Genomic DNA, 15719 nt, shown 5'->3' with positions numbered 1-15719 from the left:
GTCGGCTGCAATGGGCCCACGCCGGCAGGGTTCCCTGGGCGAGCCTGGGGAGCTGGCGGGGACCGTTTTCAGTAAACGGGCCCGGCGCTGGTAAGCTGTTCAGCGATACCTTGGCGAGGGAGAGCACCGGTAACCGCATCTGCGGGAAGCCGTTGCAGGTCTCCGTTATCGACTGGGTCTGAATCTCCCTTCTAGGATGGGCCGGCTCCGGCCGCCCGGCGTTGAAGGTCGCAACAGACCTCCGCCCTTGCTGAACACCGTTTAGGATTCAAGGAGATTTCCATGTCTGAGCAGAAGCTCGCAGCAGAACTGCGCACCGAATTCGGCAAGGGCTACGCCCGCCGCGCCCGGATGGCCAACCTCATCCCCGCCGTCATCTACGGTCACGGCGCAGAGCCCATCCACGTCACGCTTCCGGCCAAGGCCACCACCCTGGCAGTCCGCACCCCCAACGCCCTGCTGTCCCTGGACATCAACGGCGAAGGCCACCTGGCCCTGGTGAAGGACGTCCAGCGCGACCCCATCAAGCAGATCATCGAGCACATCGACCTCCTCACCGTCCGCAAGGGCGAAAAGGTCACCGTTGACGTTCCCGTCCATGTTGCCGGCGAAACCGCCCCCGGCACCGTGCACAACCTGGAACTGACTGTGGTGTCCCTCGAGGCCGAGGCCACCCACCTGCCCGAGGCCGTTGAGGTGAGCATCGAAGGCCGTGGCGCCGGTGAGCACATCCACGCTTCCGATCTGGTCCTGCCCAAGGGCTCGGTCCTGCTGACCGACCCCGAGGCCCTCGTGGTGAACATCTCCGAGGCCGTTGAGGTCGCAGAGGAAGAAGCAGGCGAAGAGGCCGAAGCTGCCTCCGAGGCCGCTTCCGCGGCCACCGAGGAAGCCGCAGCCGAGTAATCAGCCGCATTCCCTGCCAATGGCCGGACTCCCGCGGGGTCCGGCCATTGGCATGTCTACTGCCCGTTGCGGCACCAGGCCGGCGGGCCACCCACCCTAGGATTGACTCATGACTGATAGCTGGCTGATTGTCGGCCTTGGAAACCCCGGCGCCCAGTACCAGGGCAACCGGCACAATGTCGGCCAGATGGTGCTTGACGAGCTGGCAGGCCGCATAGGTGCCGGCTTCAAAAGCCACAAGGCCCGCGCCCAGGTCCTCGAAGGCCGCCTCGGCATCGGCGGACCCCGCGTCGTGCTGGCAAAGCCGATGAGCTACATGAACGTTTCCGGCGGGCCCGTTGCGGCGCTGGCGAACTTCTACGGCATTGCCCCGGACCATGTGGTGGCGGTCCACGACGAGATCGACATTCCCTTTAATACGGTCAAGCTCAAGATCGGCGGGGGAGAAGGCGGCCATAACGGGCTGCGGGACATCTCCAGGGCCTTGGCCACCAAGGACTATCTCCGCGTCAGGGTGGGGGTGGGCCGGCCGCCGGGACGCATGGAGACCGCCGATTACGTGCTGCGCGACTTCGGCTCCGCCGAGCTGAAGGAACTGCCCTTCCTCCTGGACGATGCTGCAGACGCGGTTGAAGCGCTGCTGCGTGACGGCCTCACGGCGGCGCAGCAGAAGTTCCATCCAGCGAAGTCCGAACGCCAGTAACCAAGAACTCCGGTCAGTCAATTACTCCAGCAACTTGAAATCTCCGGTAACTTTGAAAACTTAAGTGCCTTTGGCCCTGTCTCCTTGTCTCTGGTGCGGGGTAGTCTTCTACCTATGCGGGGGAGCGATGGGGCTACATCCCGCTATCGCGGGATGTAGGGGAAAAGTTCATGTCAATCGAGCCACTTAGCTGGGGACGTGGGTCAACACCTCACCACGTCGGGCTGAACACAGACACCTCCGAGAGGCGGGAGGGTCAGCTTTGGTCTGCCCCTGCACGCGGCGCAAACCTTGAGTCGGTCCGCACCGCCCTGACCGGCGCAGACTCCCTTGGGGTGGTGATCACCGGCGGCCGCGGCGTGGGAAAGTCTTCACTGGCCCGCGCTGCCGTGATGGACCTCGGCCCCGACATCTGGTCACTGCAGCTCCGCAGCGGACCCGCCGGCTCCGCAACGCCCTATGGTTGCCTCTCCTTTCTCCTGGCAAGGCTTCCGCAGGCGTACATGGGCTCGCCCACGGCAATCCTCCGCGGCATTACTTCCCTGATCCGCAGTGACGCCGCAGGACGTCCCTGCATCATCACCCTTGACACCTCCGGCAGCATTGACGACATGAGCGCCGGAGTGCTGCTCAACGTCCTGCTGACCGGCACCGCCAAAATCATTGCTGTGGCCCCGAAAATCAGCGATCTTCCTGCCGATTTCCACTGGCTGCTCACGGACCACCGGCTGACCGAAGTCCGGCTGAACAACCTCAACGAACTGCAGACCCGCCAGGTCCTGTTGTCCCTGCTGGGGCACCGCGTTTCGGCCTCCCTGGTCAGCACCTATCACCACATGGTGGGCGGCAACCCGCTGCTCCTGAAGGCGCTCGTCACCGAACAGCAGCTGTCCGGAAACCTGGTGCTCTCCGATTCAGTCTGGACCCTGCGGGACAAAGTGGTGCTCGATGGCGCGGCCAGCCTGGACGACATCGTTCGCTCCAGATGGTCCAGGGAAACGCCCGAAACCCGGGAAGTCATCGAGATGCTTTCCTGCGCCCGCAGGGTTGAGCTGTCCAGGCTGACGGCCATCTACCGTGCCGAAGTGGTGGCCGACATGGAAGACGGCGGCCTGCTGGAGATCGACCAGTCCGACCATCGCTGGGTTTCGTTGCGTGAAAAGTACATTGGTGACGTGGTGCGCACCTGGCTGAGCATTGCCCGGCGCAGGGAACTGCGCAGCGTGCTCCTGGCCGGTGCGGAACCTGATCCTGCCGCCATGACCGTCGAGGAGCTGATGGCTTTCGCGGCGTGGACGCATGAATGCGAGGCGGACCTGAGTCCCGCCCTGGCGTTGGCTGCCGCGGAAGCGGCAGTCCAGCTCTTCGATCCGCGGTTTGCGCTGACGTACGCCGAAATGCTTCAGCGGACGGACCGGGAGTGGACGGCCGGCCAGCGGCAGAAAGCCGCCGCGTACCTTCAGCTGGACATGCCGGTCCAGGCCATGGCCGCACTTGATGACATTTCGCAGCCGGAACTCGAAAGCCTTGACGTCGAGGAGTATGCGGACGTCATAGCCGCCAAGTCGCAGGTCATGATGCGGCTCCCGGAGGCGGCAGGCAAGGTGCCGGACCTGCTCAGTGAAGCCCGGCAAAGGCTGGAGTCCGCCCCGAACTTTACTGGGTGGCCGGAGCCTGCGGCCGCCGCAGCGAACCGGGTGGCCTTGAGCGGGTTCGAGTATCGCGCTTTCGTGGGTGATTACGCCGCCATCATCCCGGACCTTGAAAGGGCTGCGGACCCTGCGCTGAACCCTGATACCGGCTACCGCATGGATTCGGCCATCCTGCTGATGACCGCATTGGCCATGACCGGACGCGAGATGGATGCGCTCAGCCTCATGCGCCAGTTGGGCGGCCAAATCAGCGATGCCTCCCACATTGTTGGTCTGCGGGAACGTTATACCAGGGAGGCCTACCTGGTATTACTGACGGCGGGGCAATGGCGGCGGTGCATTGACCTCCTGGGTCCGCAGGCCACGGAGGAGCCGCACAGCCTTCCCTTCCGCAGTGCAGCAACCGAACTGGCAGCCGGCATTGCCTATGTCTATTCGGGCCGGGGCATGGCGGCCCTTGACCCCCTGATCTCCGCCGCGGCGCAGCTGGAGCTGCAGCCGGTCCAGGCCGCCCTGCGCTGCGCGTACGCGGCCATTGCACTGGCCCACGCCCAGACCGGCAACGTAGCCCAGGCGCGCAAGTACTTGGCGAAACTGCAAAGGACGTCCGGAAAGTCCAGCTTCATCACCGACAGCATCGTTGAGTTCTGCTCGCTCGTCGCGGGCCGCTGGCTGGGCGATCCCGACGCCGTGACCGGCCTCAAGCGGTGCGCCCGGCAGGAAATGGAGGCCGGGCGCTTCACCCTGGCCGGGATCAACCTGCTCGCTGCAACCATCAACGGCAGCGATGCGGACTTCCGCCTGCTTGAGGAGATTGCGGGCCACCGCCAGGGCCCGCTTGCCGAAGTTTCCCGGCTGATCGCCGTGGGAAGCAGGACGAAGGACGCCAGGACCCTCCTTGCCGGTGGTGAATTGGCCGCCACCCTCGAACTGGATGCCGTGGAGGCGCGGTGCATGGCCGTCGCTGTGGACTTCGCACGACAGGACGGCGATTCACTCACCGCGCGGACCGCGCAGGCCCGGCTGGACATCCTCGCCGCCACCGTGTCGAACCTTCCCATCGTCCCAAGCAGCGGAAGCCCGCTGCTGACCAGCAGGGAACGCCAGATTGCCCGGCTGGCGGGCCGGGGTTCCTCCAACCGCGATATCGCCCTGGAGATGGGCGTGTCGGTCCGTACCGTGGAAGGCCACTTGTACCAGGTCTTCACGAAGCTCGGCGTAACCTCCAGGGGTGATCTGACTGGACTCGTCTAACGGCCATAAGCCTGCCACAGCGCACCGGCTCCTCACCGGCCGCCGGGAGCCGCTTGAACGGATCTGCAATATTGTCCGGAACCATGCGAGCCAGGCGGTTTTTGTCATGGCAGGGCCGGGAATTGGAAAATCGTCCCTGACGGAGGGGATCGCGGAACGCCTTGGCGGGGAGCTGAATGTTCTGCAGCTGCACGGCAGTTCCGCCCTTGCTGCCGTGCCGTTCGGCGTCCTCACTCCCTACACCGGCGAGTTGACTGCCGAGGAGTCTGTCTCTCCGGTTGCCGTCCTGCGGTCCATGTGGAGCTACTTCGAAAAGCTGAAGGCAGGAAGCGGATCCCCTGTCCTGCTCCTCATTGATGATGCGCACTACCTGGACGAGGCTTCGGCCGGTGTGATTGCGGACCTGATCTCGGCCGGATGGGCAACAGTGGTTGCTGCTGCCAGGCCGCGGCCGGGCCTTCCGCAGCCACTGGACCAGCTCTGGTACGACGGCCTGGCCGAACGCGTGGACCTGCGCCCGCTGAACCGCGACCAGATCGAGGAAGTCCTGGCCCACGTTCTTGACGGGACAGTGCCGGATGCCACCGTGGACGCCGTCTGGAGCGCCTCCGGGGGCAACCCCCGGCTCCTGGACGCCCTGCTCCACGACGCCGCAGAGGCCGGAATACTGGCCAAGCGGAACGGAATTTGGGTCCTGCTGGGGTCTTTGCCCACGGATGGCGTCCGGCTCACGGGAGTTGTTACCAAGGATCACCTCCGCCGCCGGCCGGAGGAACAGGAGGCCCTGAAATTCATTGCCCTTGCCGGGCCGGTGGGCCGGAAGGTCATCGAAGACATTTGCGGCGCGCCGGTGGTCCGCTCCCTGCTGGATCAGCAGATGGTGGTCGAGAATTCAGGCGTCCCCGCCGAACTGACTGTCTGGAACAGCCTGTTCGCGGAGGCCATCAGAAACACCATTTCGGTCTCCCGCAGCCTGCAGCTCCTGGAAAAGATCCGGGAACACAAGGATCCCGCCACCCTGCGGGGAGAAGGCCGGCTGCGGTCCGTGGAGTGGTCCCTTGAGTGCGGCCTGCGCGTACCCGACGCCGAGATGCTGGACGCCGCACGCGAGGCACTGACCCGCTTTCGGAACCACAGCGCCCGCGCCATCGCTGCCAAGGTCCAGGACCCCGAGTTCCTTCCCCTTGCCCATGCCGTCCGAGCGCGCGCCCTGTACAACGAGGGCTCGTATGCGGACGCTGCGGCCCTGCTCGACGCCTGTTGGCTCCAGCTGGCAGGCCACCCCGAGGGTCCGTCCGTCCTGCTGCTGAGGGCGGCGGCCCATCAGGCAACGGGACGCCCCCTGGCGGACCTGGCAGAGGAGGGCGGGGAACGACACGCTGGCACAGCGGAGCCCGCAGCATGGTGGCTGGAACAGCTCTTGCAGCTGCTCCAGCTCGGTGCGGACATGGATGCGGAAGGATTGCGCGGCCGCGTAGCGGACATCAGGAACCGCAGCTCCACCGAAGAAGAGGCGCCGGTCGGGGCTGTCGGGGAGGCGCTCCTGGCACATGCCCTGGCCGCAGCGGGCAAGGCCGCCGAAGGACTCGAGGCCGCGCTTGTGGCGTCCTCGGAACTGCGGCCCCTGGAAGGGAAGCTGTTTTTCTTTCCAGAGTTCGTCCTGGGGCGGCTGGTCGCCGATTACCTCGCCATGGGGGAATGGCACTCCGCCGAGCGTGAGATCGAAAGCTACGCCGCAGGGCATACGTTCTCGGCCGCCACGTTCAATGGCAGCCTGCAGGTGCTGCGCGGCTACTCCCTGCTGCGGCAGGGCCGGATGGAACGGGCCTACCAGCTGCTGCTGCCGGCGGTGGAAGCGTTGCGGCTCAACGATCCGCTCCAGCTGTTCCGCTTCGGCTCTGCGCTGGGCTTCTATGTCGCGGCGCGGCTGGGAGACACTGCCCAAGGGAAGCGGCTGGAACAGGACTACAAGGATGCCTTGGCAGGTGCCCCCGCCCATGATTTCCTTGCCCGCGCCTACGCTGCCGCCGCGTCAGAATACCTGTCCAGGGACGGCAAGGGCCTGGCTGCGCTGCACACGCTGATGACCACCCATGAGGCCTCCACGAGGGCCGGCACCCTGCTGGAGCTGCTCGGACTCGGCTGGGACCTGGGTGACCCCTCCGTGATCCCCATGGTGCAGAGGGCAGCTCACGGCGTGGAAGGCCGCTGGGCAGCCGCCATGCTGAAACTGGCCACGGACTGGGAAGCCGCTGACGGGGATGCGTTGATGGATACCGCGGCCTCGCTGGAGGAATCCGGTTTCGTCAACCTTGCACGTGAGGCCTACGCCCGCGCCAGCACCGTGCTGGAGCAGTCAGGGGAGCGCCGCCGCTCCAGGCAGGCCGTGGCCCAGCGCGAAAAGTGCGACCACGAACTGGGCGAGCGGTTCCGGGAGGGCCGTTTCATTGCCGCCACCCCGGCCGTACAGCTCACCCGCCGGGAGCAGGACATCGTCGAGCTTGCCGTGCAGGGCCTCACCGACCGCGAGATTGCCCAGCGGCTCATGGTCTCTGTCCGTACGGTAGAGGGACACCTGTACCGCACCTACGTGAAACTCGGTGTGCGCAGCCGGGACGAGCTCGACGCAGCGCTCCCCAAGTAGCCCCGGCAGCCGGTACCGGAAAAGACACCCGCCCCCGCTGTGCCCAGGCGGCGCAGCCGCTTTTGCCTGCCCGCCTCCGCTTGATGGACGTGGTGGCCACCCGCCGTCGCAAATCACCCTCCCGGGTATATGCCGGGCGGTCCCGGTAGTACTGGCTCGCGGAATTCGAGTACTGCCTACTCGTGTACCTCCCGCCGCCGCAGTATTTACTTAAGGAAGCAAAGGACGCGGCGGAAACAAAGCCGCAGAGCATGCTGAGAGCAGTACAAGGCTCCTTGAGTTTCCGGTCCCCGTGACCGGGCCAGACGGGGCCGGCGACGTCAGAGTCTTCTGAGACCGAGACTCTCCCCCCAGCCGTCGCCGGCCCTCCATTCCGCGGGCTGAAGCCCGGAGCGGCTGTGGCGGCTACCCTTCCCGGGCGGCCGCCACAGCCGTGCTGTGGGACAATTGAGTGTCATCCGTTGGCATCTCAAGGAGTTAGTCTTGGCCGTAGTATCAACGCCAGCCACACTGGAACGCGCCTTGCCGGCCATGGATGACGCCGAGGTACTCCGCATCCGGAACGACTTTCCCGTCCTGAACCAGCTGGTCAACGGCAGGCCGCTCGTCTACCTCGACTCCGGCGCCACCTCACAGAACCCGCTGAGCGTCATTGAAGCCGAACAGGAATTCTACGAACAGCGCAACGCGGCCGTGCACCGGGGGGCGCACCACCTCGCCGTCGAGGCCACCGAGGCCTTCGAGGATGCCCGGCAGACCATCGCGGACTTTATCGGCGCGGATTACGCGGAGACCGTTTGGACGTCAAACGCCACTGAAGGCCTCAACCTGCTGAGCTACGCGTTGTCCAATGCAGGGCTATGGGCCGCCCAGGGCCGGGGCGACGCCAGGCTCAAGGAGCTCGCACTGAGCCCGGGTGACGAAATCGTGGTCACGGAAATGGAGCACCACGCCAACCTGATCCCATGGCAGGAACTGGCTTTCCGTACCGGTGCCACCCTGCGCTACATCCCCGTCGACGACGCCGGCCACCTCCGCATGGATGCAGCCGCAGAGATCATCGGCGCCCGGACCCGGGTGCTGGCGTTCACCCACGCGTCAAACGTCCTGGGCACCATCAACCCCGTCGCCGACCTTGTGGCCCTCGCCCGCCCGGCCGGCGCCCTGGTGGTCCTCGACGCCTGCCAGTCCGCCCCGCACCTGGCCCTGGACGTCAAGGACCTTGACGTGGACTTCGCCGTGTTCTCCGGCCACAAAATGCTGGCACCCACCGGGATCGGGGTGCTGTACGGGAAGCAGGAGCTTCTGGATGTCCTGCCGCCCTTCCTGACCGGCGGCTCCATGATCACCACTGTCACAATGGAACGTGCCGAGTATCTGCCGGCACCACAGCGCTTCGAGGCCGGAACGCAGCGCATCTCCCAGGCCGTGGCGCTGGCGGCTGCGGCCAACTACCTGACGGAAACCGGGCTGGACCGGATCCATCAGTGGGAAGCCGGGCTCGGCCAGCGTATGGTCACCGGGCTTGAGTCCCTTCCCGGAATCCGGGTCCTGGGCCCCGCCGCGGGCCAGGAACGCATCGGACTGGCTGCCTTCGACGTCGAGGGTGTCCATGCCCATGACGTGGGGCAGTTCCTGGACTCACGGGGTATCGCCGTGCGCGTTGGCCACCACTGCGCGCAGCCCCTGCACCGCAGGCTGGGCCTAACTGCAACCACCAGGGCCAGCGCGTACCTGTACAACACGACGGACGACGTCGACCAATTCCTGGATGCCGTAGCCGGCGTGCGGGCCTATTTCCGCGCTTAGCGGGGAAGACCGAAGGACACCATGAGCCTTGACCAGCTGTACCAGCAGATCATCCTGGACCATTCAAAGGCCCGGCACGGCAGTGGACTGGCCGGGACAGAGGCCCCTGAGGGCGCTTCCACGGGCCAGTCCCACCAGCTCAACCCGGTGTGCGGGGACGAGGTCACCCTGAGGCTCGCTGTCGCTGACGGGAAAGTGGCCCAGGTTTCGTGGGACGGGGCGGGTTGTTCGATCTCCATGGCCTCCGCGTCCGTGCTCAGCGAACTGGCGGAGGGCATGACCGTGGCGGAGCTCCATGAAGTGATTGACAGCTTCCGGGAGGTTTTGCGCTCCCGGGGGAAGGTCCCTGCGGATCCGGCGCTGCTGGGCGATGCCGCGGCGTTTGAGGGCGTGGCCCGCTACGCGGCGCGGGTCAAGTGCGCCATGATTTCCTGGGTTGCGGCGGAGGATGCGCTGAATCAGGCCGCCTGACCCGGTCCTGCCGGCGCAGGTTCCCGCCTCATACGGAGAAGGCCCTCGTCCCAGCGGGACGAGGGCCTTCCTTTTGCAGTTTGTTAGCCGGCCAGCGCCAAGATGCCGATCACGGCAGTGGCCGCGCCAAGCACCATGGAGACGCCCACCAGCACCACGTGGACGGTGAGGAACTTCGTGGCCTTCCCGGCGGAGTCCCTGGCGCGGGGATCCTTCATGACCCGGCGCAGGAACTGCGGCCAGACCACCAGGGACCATACTCCCGCAATGATCAGGACCAGTGAAGCGAAAACGGGCAGCTCCATGAACTTAGTGGCTTTCCAGCCAGGCCTGCGCCTGCTTGGCCTGGAGGTTCAGGGCCTTGGACACCATCGGCTCCGCTGCATCAGCGATCTTGCCGCCGAGGAATGGAACGGACGATTTCACGGCGCCCTCAAGCTCCACGCGGGTTCCGCCGGCGTCTGCCACCAGGCGCTGAACGGCGGTGACGTCCACGGGGGCGCCGGCGATCTTCAGCGAGATGTTGCTCTGGCGGGAGCCGTCCGCTGCGGGGGCGTCCCAGTTCTCCACCTGGGTGACCTTGAGGTGCTCACCCACGAACTTCCGCGCGATCTCGGGGAGGCGGGTGGTGGGAAGGGTGCGCACGGACGTGGCGCTGAACGCTCCGGCGACGTCTCCGTCCACGGTGAATGACTCCAGCGAGCCGCCCACCAGCTGGCTGACGTGGCGCTGGAAATCTTCGTTCACCAGCACAGCTGCGACGCTGTCGACGGAGTGGGGAAGGGTGGTGGTTGCGCTCAAGGCCATGGGTCCTCCTGGGACGTGGGGGTCGGATTAGGCTCCAAACATCCTACGGTGTCCTGGCCGCGTGCTCCGCATCCGCGATCTCCCGGGCGGCCCGGGTGATGTTCCTGGCCATGGCGGGAAAGATCAGGCTGTGGAACGGAAGGACGGCCAGCCAGTACAGCCGGCCGCTGAGTCCTTTAGGAAAGAAGATGGCCCGCTGCCGGTAGCGGCTGCCGTTCCCGTCCGGCTCCACGGAGAGTTCCAGCCAGGCGCGCCCCGGGGCGCGCATTTCCGCGCGGAGCCTCAGCAGCCTGCCGCGGTCAATCCGTTCAACACGCCACCAGTCCACCACCTCGCCGGCCGCAAGGGTGTGGGGATGCCGCCTGCCGCGCAGGAGCCCGGCGCCCCCGGTCAGCTTGTCCAGCCAGCCGCGCACCTGCCATGCCAGCGGCAGGGAGTACCAGCCGTTCCGGCCGCCGATCCCCTCGATGACCGTCCACACCTTCGCGGGATCCACGTCCCCGTGGAACGTCCGCTCATCGATGTACACCTTGTGGCCGGCCCACTCGGGGTCGCTGGGCAGGGGATCGGAAGCAGCTCCGGCGTTTGCCCAGGTGGTTTCCACCTGCCCGTCACGTTCCTTGCCGAGCGCCAGGGCGACGGCGGTGCGATAGTCGGTCAGGCCGCCGTCGGGCTGCGGGATGTATTGGTCGATGTCGTGCTCGTCGGACACGGCATCGTGCTGCAGGGACTGGACCAGCGGCATTGCCATGGACAAGGGGATCGGCGTGGTGAGGGCAACCCACATGCCGGCCAGCTTCGGCGCCGGGATGGGCAGTGCCAGCACCGGGCGGTAGGGCAGGCCGGCCTCGGCGGCGTACTCCTGCATCATCCCGGCGTAGGTGAGGACCTGCCGGCAGCCGACGTCGAACGTGCGGTTGAGCGGGCCGTCCAGCGATGCGGCGGAGACCAGGTAGTACAGGACATCGCGCACGGCGATGGCCTCGATCCGGTTCCGGACCCAGCTGGGCGCCGGCATCAGGGGGAGTGTCTCGGCGAGGTGGCGGATCATCTCGAAGGACGCCGAGCCGGAGCCGATGACCACGCCCGCCTGGAACACGATGGCGTCCACGGGGCTATCCAGGAAGACTTTCCCCACCGCTTCCCTGGACCGCATGTGGGTGGACAGTTCGACGCCCGTGGGGTGCAGCCCGCCCAGGTAGACGATCCTGCCAACGCCCGCGGCGGCTGCGGCGTCCGCGGCCGTGCGCGCCATCGCCTGCTCTTTCGCTTCAAAGCCCGCACCTGCTGCCATCGAGTGGACCAGGTAATACAGGACGTCGACGCCGGCCAGCGCCTGGCGGAGGGCGTCGCCGTCGTCGAGGCTGCTCTCCACCACGTCCACCCGGTCCCGCCATGGCACCCCGGCGATCTTGTCCGGTGAGCGCACCAGGACCTTGACCCTGTGGCCGGCCTCAAGGAGCTTGGGCACCAGCCGGCCGCCGATGTAGCCGGTAGCCCCGGTGACCAGGACCGTTCTGGAGGTGCGGGCGGTGTTCCCGGGTTCGGTCATGCTGACTCCTTAGTGTCCACAGGCCATTCGGAGCGGCCTGCTGTTTGGACTGCCTGTCTCGCGGCCCGTTGCCGGCGGGCCCCGCCCTGCCAGCCTATCCCCGGGCCGGCTCGCATAGTCGCTGCTGCGCGGTAGGCTGGGTTTACCCGGGATTCGAAGAGAATTTCGGGTTTTCGCGTTGCCTGCCTTTCGTTGCACACCACAGGAGCTTTCTGCCATGAGCCTTCCAGGCCCGTCCAACGCCGGCCACACCAGCACGGGCCCATCGCTGGACGGACTGCGCCGCGCCCTCGCCGCGGACCAGACCTTCGCCCGCGTCCGCGCCGAGGCCGCCCGGGGGTTCGAGGTCCGGGGCCAGGACTACCAGATCAGCGCACCCGCCGGGCTTCGCCCGCTGCTGCTTGCCGAGATGGCGGACGGCGTGGCAGCCGCCGCAGGCGAAGGGCACGACGACGGCAGGCCGGGTGTCGTTCTTGCCGTCACCGCAACCGGCCGCGAGGCCGAGGACCTTACGGCGGCGCTGCGGGCGTACCTTCCCGCGGACTGCATAGCCGAATTCCCCAGCTGGGAAACCCTCCCGCACGAACGCCTCTCGCCGCGCTCTGACACCGTGGGCCGCCGCCTCTCCGTCCTGCGCCGCCTGGCGCACCCGGAAACCTCCGCATCGGGTCCGCTGCGGGTGGTGGTGGCGCCCGTCCGCGCCGTGGTCCAGCCGGTGGTGGCCGGCCTGGGCGAGCTGGTCCCGGTCACCCTGAAAGTGGGCCAGGAGAAACCCTTCACCGAAGTGGTGCGGAGCCTCGCGGACGCCGCCTACGCCCGGGTGGACATGGTGACGCACCGCGGGGAGTTCGCCGTCCGCGGCGGCATTATCGACGTTTTCCCGCCTACCGAGGACCACCCCATCCGCGTCGAGTTCTTCGGTGACGAGGTGGACCAGATGCGCTGGTTCGCGGTGGCAGACCAGCGCTCGCTGTCCTCGCCCGGCCTGCACCACCCCACCGAACTGCATGCCCCGCCGTGCCGGGAAATCCTCATCACCCCGGCCGTCATGTCCCGGGCAGCCACCCTCAAGGCGCAGCTCCCGGCAGCTGCCGACATGCTCGAAAAGATCGCCGGCGGCATCACCGTGGAGGGCATGGAATCCCTGGCACCCGTGCTGGTGGACTCCATGGTCCCGTTCGTGGAGCAGCTGCCTGCAGGCTCCATCTCGGTGGTCATCGAGCCGGAGAAGGTCCGGACCCGGGCCCACGACCTCGCCGCCACCAATGAGGAGTTCCTCGAGGCCGCCTGGTCCACCGCCTCGGACGGCGGGACGGCGCCGCTGGATCTCAGCTCGCAGGCAAGCGCCGCGCTCCATTCCGCCAGCTTCCGCTCCCTCACGGAAACGCGGACCTCATCCCTGGAGCACGGGGTCTCATGGTGGTCCATCACGTCGCTCGCGCAGGACGAGGAACTTCTCCCGGACATCGACGTCCTGAACCTGCATGCGCGGGAACCGCGCGGCTACCAGGGCGATGTGGCCGAGATGATGGACTTCATCGGCTCACATGTCCGGGACCAGTGGCGGATCGTTGTCGCCACGGAAGGCCCCGGTCCTGCCCAGCGCCTGGCAGAGCTGTTCCATGAGAACGACATCCCGTGCGCCCGCGTGGACACCCTGGACCACGAGCCCCAGGCGGGCATCATCGAGGTGACCACCGCCGCCGTCGGACGCGGTTTTGTCCTGGACGGGCTCAAACTGGGCCTGCTCACCGAAGCCGACCTGCTGGGCCGCACCTCCGCCGGGTCCACCAAGGACATGCGCCGCATGCCCTCCAAACGCCGCAACGCCGTGGACCCGCTGCAGCTCGTGGCGGGGGACCATGTGGTCCACGAACAGCACGGCATCGGCAAGTTCGTGGAGCTGATCCAACGCAAGATCACCGTCGGCGGCTCGAAAGATACAGCCGGGGTGCGCGAGTACCTGGTCCTCGAGTACGCGCCGTCCAAGCGCGGCGCGCCGGGGGACAGGCTCTTCGTTCCCACGGACCAGCTGGACCAGGTGACCCGCTACGTGGGCGGTGACACCCCCGTCCTGAGCAAGATGGGCGGCGCGGACTGGGCCAGCACCAAGTCCAAGGCCCGGAAAGCCGTCAAGGAGATCGCCGGCGAGCTGATCCGGCTGTACTCGGCCCGGATGGCGTCCCGCGGGCATGCCTTCGGCCCGGACACTCCTTGGCAGCGCGAGCTTGAGGAAGCCTTCCCCTACGTGGAGACGCCGGACCAGCTCACCACCATCAACGAGGTGAAGGCGGACATGGAGCGCGAGATCCCCATGGACCGGCTGGTTTCCGGCGACGTGGGCTACGGAAAGACCGAGATCGCCGTGCGCGCCGCGTTCAAGGCGGTGCAGGACGGCAAGCAGGTGGCCGTGCTGGTGCCCACCACGCTGCTGGCCCAGCAGCACTACGAGACGTTTACCGAACGGTTCTCCGGATTCCCCTTGCGGGTCAAGGCACTGTCGCGGTTCCAGGGGACAAAGGAAACCAAGGAGACCGTGGAGGGCGTCAAGAGCGGCTCGGTGGACGTCGTCATCGGCACGCACCGGTTGCTGTCCAAGGACTTTGCCTTCAAGGACCTGGGCCTGGTGATCGTGGACGAGGAACAGCGCTTCGGCGTGGAGCACAAGGAAGCTCTCAAGAAGATGCGCACCAATGTGGACGTGCTGGCCATGAGCGCAACCCCCATCCCGCGCACCCTGGAGATGTCGCTGACGGGAATCCGCGAGACATCCACCCTGGCCACCCCGCCGGAGGAACGGCACCCGGTCCTGACCTACGTGGGTCCCTACACGGACAAGCAGACCTCCGCGGCCATCCGGCGTGAGCTGATGCGCGAAGGCCAGGTCTTCTTCGTCCACAACCGGGTCTCCACCATCGAGCGGACCGCGGCGAAAATCCGTGAGCTGGTCCCGGAGGCGCGCGTCGAGGTGGCGCACGGCAAGATGTCCGAAAGCCGCCTGGAGCAGATCATCGTGGACTTCTGGGAAAAGCGATTCGATGTGCTGGTGTGCACCACCATCATCGAAACCGGGTTGGATATTTCCAACGCCAACACCCTGATCGTGGACGGCGCGGACAAGTACGGCCTGTCCCAGCTGCACCAGCTCCGCGGCCGCGTGGGCCGGGGCCGTGAACGCGCCTACGCCTACTTCCTCTACCCGTCCGAGAAGCCCTTGGGCGAGGTGGCGCTGGAACGGCTCAAGGCCGTGGCCACCCACAACGAGCTCGGTGCCGGCATGCAGCTGGCCATGAAGGACCTGGAGATCCGCGGCGCCGGAAACCTGCTGGGCGGTGAGCAGTCCGGCCACATCCAGGGCGTCGGCTTCGACCTCTACATCCGCCTGGTGGGCGAGGCCGTGGCTGACTTCCGCGGCGAGGCCGAGGAGAAGGCCGCCGAGATGAAGATTGAACTGCCGGTCAACGCGCACCTTCCGCACGACTACGTGCCCGGGGAGCGGCTCCGCCTCGAGGCGTACCGCAAGCTCGCGGCTGCGCTCACGAATGAGGCAATCGACGAAGTCCTGGCGGAACTGGTTGACAGGTATGGCGAGCCGCCGCTCCCGGCCCGGAACCTGGTGGCCGTGGCCCGCTTCCGGGTGGGAGCCCGTGAAGCCGGGCTGTCCGATGTTGCCCTGCAGGGCAACTTCATCAAGTTCTCGCCGGCCACCCTTCCTGAATCCAAGGTCATGCGCCTGAACCGGATGTACCCGGGGTCCCAGTCCAAGCCCGCCCTCGATGCCGTGCTCATCCCCAAGCCGAAGACCGCGAGGATCGGGGGCCGGGACCTGCAGGATGCGGAAATCCTGGAATGGGCCAACGGCGTGATCCGGAACATCTTCTCGGACCAACCGGTCACTGTCGCGCCGACCGGGAGCTAGCACTT

The 15719-nt window shown here is 66.8% G+C and carries 10 protein-coding genes; 7 read left to right on the top strand and 3 right to left on the bottom strand.

What is annotated here, in order from left to right; genetic code table 11:
* Positions 1-282 precede the first annotated feature (282 nt).
* The 6 genes from U7114_RS00235 (at position 283) to sufU (ending at position 9436) form a co-directional block, all read left to right on the top strand.
* Positions 283-903, top strand: coding sequence for a 50S ribosomal protein L25/general stress protein Ctc (locus tag U7114_RS00235; protein ID WP_157238707.1), 621 nt, complete (start codon positions 283-285; stop codon positions 901-903).
* 109 nt (positions 904-1012) lie between these two features.
* Positions 1013-1606 (top strand): aminoacyl-tRNA hydrolase, encoded by a 594-nt coding sequence (gene pth / locus U7114_RS00230; protein ID WP_157238706.1) that lies wholly within the window; start codon positions 1013-1015, stop codon positions 1604-1606.
* A 170-nt stretch (positions 1607-1776) separates the two neighbouring features.
* The gene (locus U7114_RS00225) at positions 1777-4512 is read left to right on the top strand and encodes a LuxR C-terminal-related transcriptional regulator (RefSeq protein WP_323056210.1); all 2736 of its coding nucleotides are present in this window, start codon (positions 1777-1779) and stop codon (positions 4510-4512) included.
* A 106-nt stretch (positions 4513-4618) separates the two neighbouring features.
* Positions 4619-7156, top strand: a complete 2538-nt coding sequence (locus U7114_RS00220) for a LuxR C-terminal-related transcriptional regulator (RefSeq protein ID WP_323056209.1) — start codon at positions 4619-4621, stop codon at positions 7154-7156.
* A gap of 483 nt (positions 7157-7639) precedes the next feature.
* A complete protein-coding gene (locus U7114_RS00215) occupies positions 7640-8965 on the top strand; it encodes a SufS family cysteine desulfurase (protein WP_321215757.1) in 1326 nt (441 codons plus the stop codon).
* 21 nt (positions 8966-8986) lie between these two features.
* On the top strand, positions 8987-9436 hold the full coding sequence (gene sufU, locus U7114_RS00210) for a Fe-S cluster assembly sulfur transfer protein SufU (protein WP_157238702.1): 450 nt from the start codon (positions 8987-8989) through the stop codon (positions 9434-9436).
* 83 nt (positions 9437-9519) lie between these two features.
* Here the strand turns inward: sufU and U7114_RS00205 are convergent, their stop codons facing one another.
* The 3 genes from U7114_RS00205 to U7114_RS00195 are packed head-to-tail and all read right to left on the bottom strand — an operon-like array spanning position 9520 to position 11795.
* On the bottom strand, positions 9520-9741 hold the full coding sequence (locus U7114_RS00205) for an SCO4848 family membrane protein (protein ID WP_157238701.1): 222 nt from the start codon (positions 9739-9741) through the stop codon (positions 9520-9522).
* 4 nt (positions 9742-9745) lie between these two features.
* The gene (locus U7114_RS00200; protein ID WP_104997260.1) at positions 9746-10243 is read right to left on the bottom strand and encodes a DUF2505 domain-containing protein; all 498 of its coding nucleotides are present in this window, start codon (positions 10241-10243) and stop codon (positions 9746-9748) included.
* A 43-nt stretch (positions 10244-10286) separates the two neighbouring features.
* Positions 10287-11795, bottom strand: a complete 1509-nt coding sequence (locus U7114_RS00195; protein ID WP_321215758.1) for an SDR family oxidoreductase — start codon at positions 11793-11795, stop codon at positions 10287-10289.
* 217 nt (positions 11796-12012) lie between these two features.
* Between U7114_RS00195 and mfd the strand changes: the two genes are divergently transcribed.
* Positions 12013-15714, top strand: a complete 3702-nt coding sequence (gene mfd / locus U7114_RS00190; RefSeq protein ID WP_323056208.1) for a transcription-repair coupling factor — start codon at positions 12013-12015, stop codon at positions 15712-15714.
* Positions 15715-15719: the final 5 nt, after the last annotated feature.

Origin of the sequence: Pseudarthrobacter sp. C1 (assembly GCF_034720455.1) — a bacterium.
Taxonomy (GTDB): domain Bacteria; phylum Actinomycetota; class Actinomycetes; order Actinomycetales; family Micrococcaceae; genus Arthrobacter.
The sequence above is the reverse complement of the archived record's forward strand: the minus strand, read 5'-3'. Positions and strand labels throughout refer to the sequence as shown.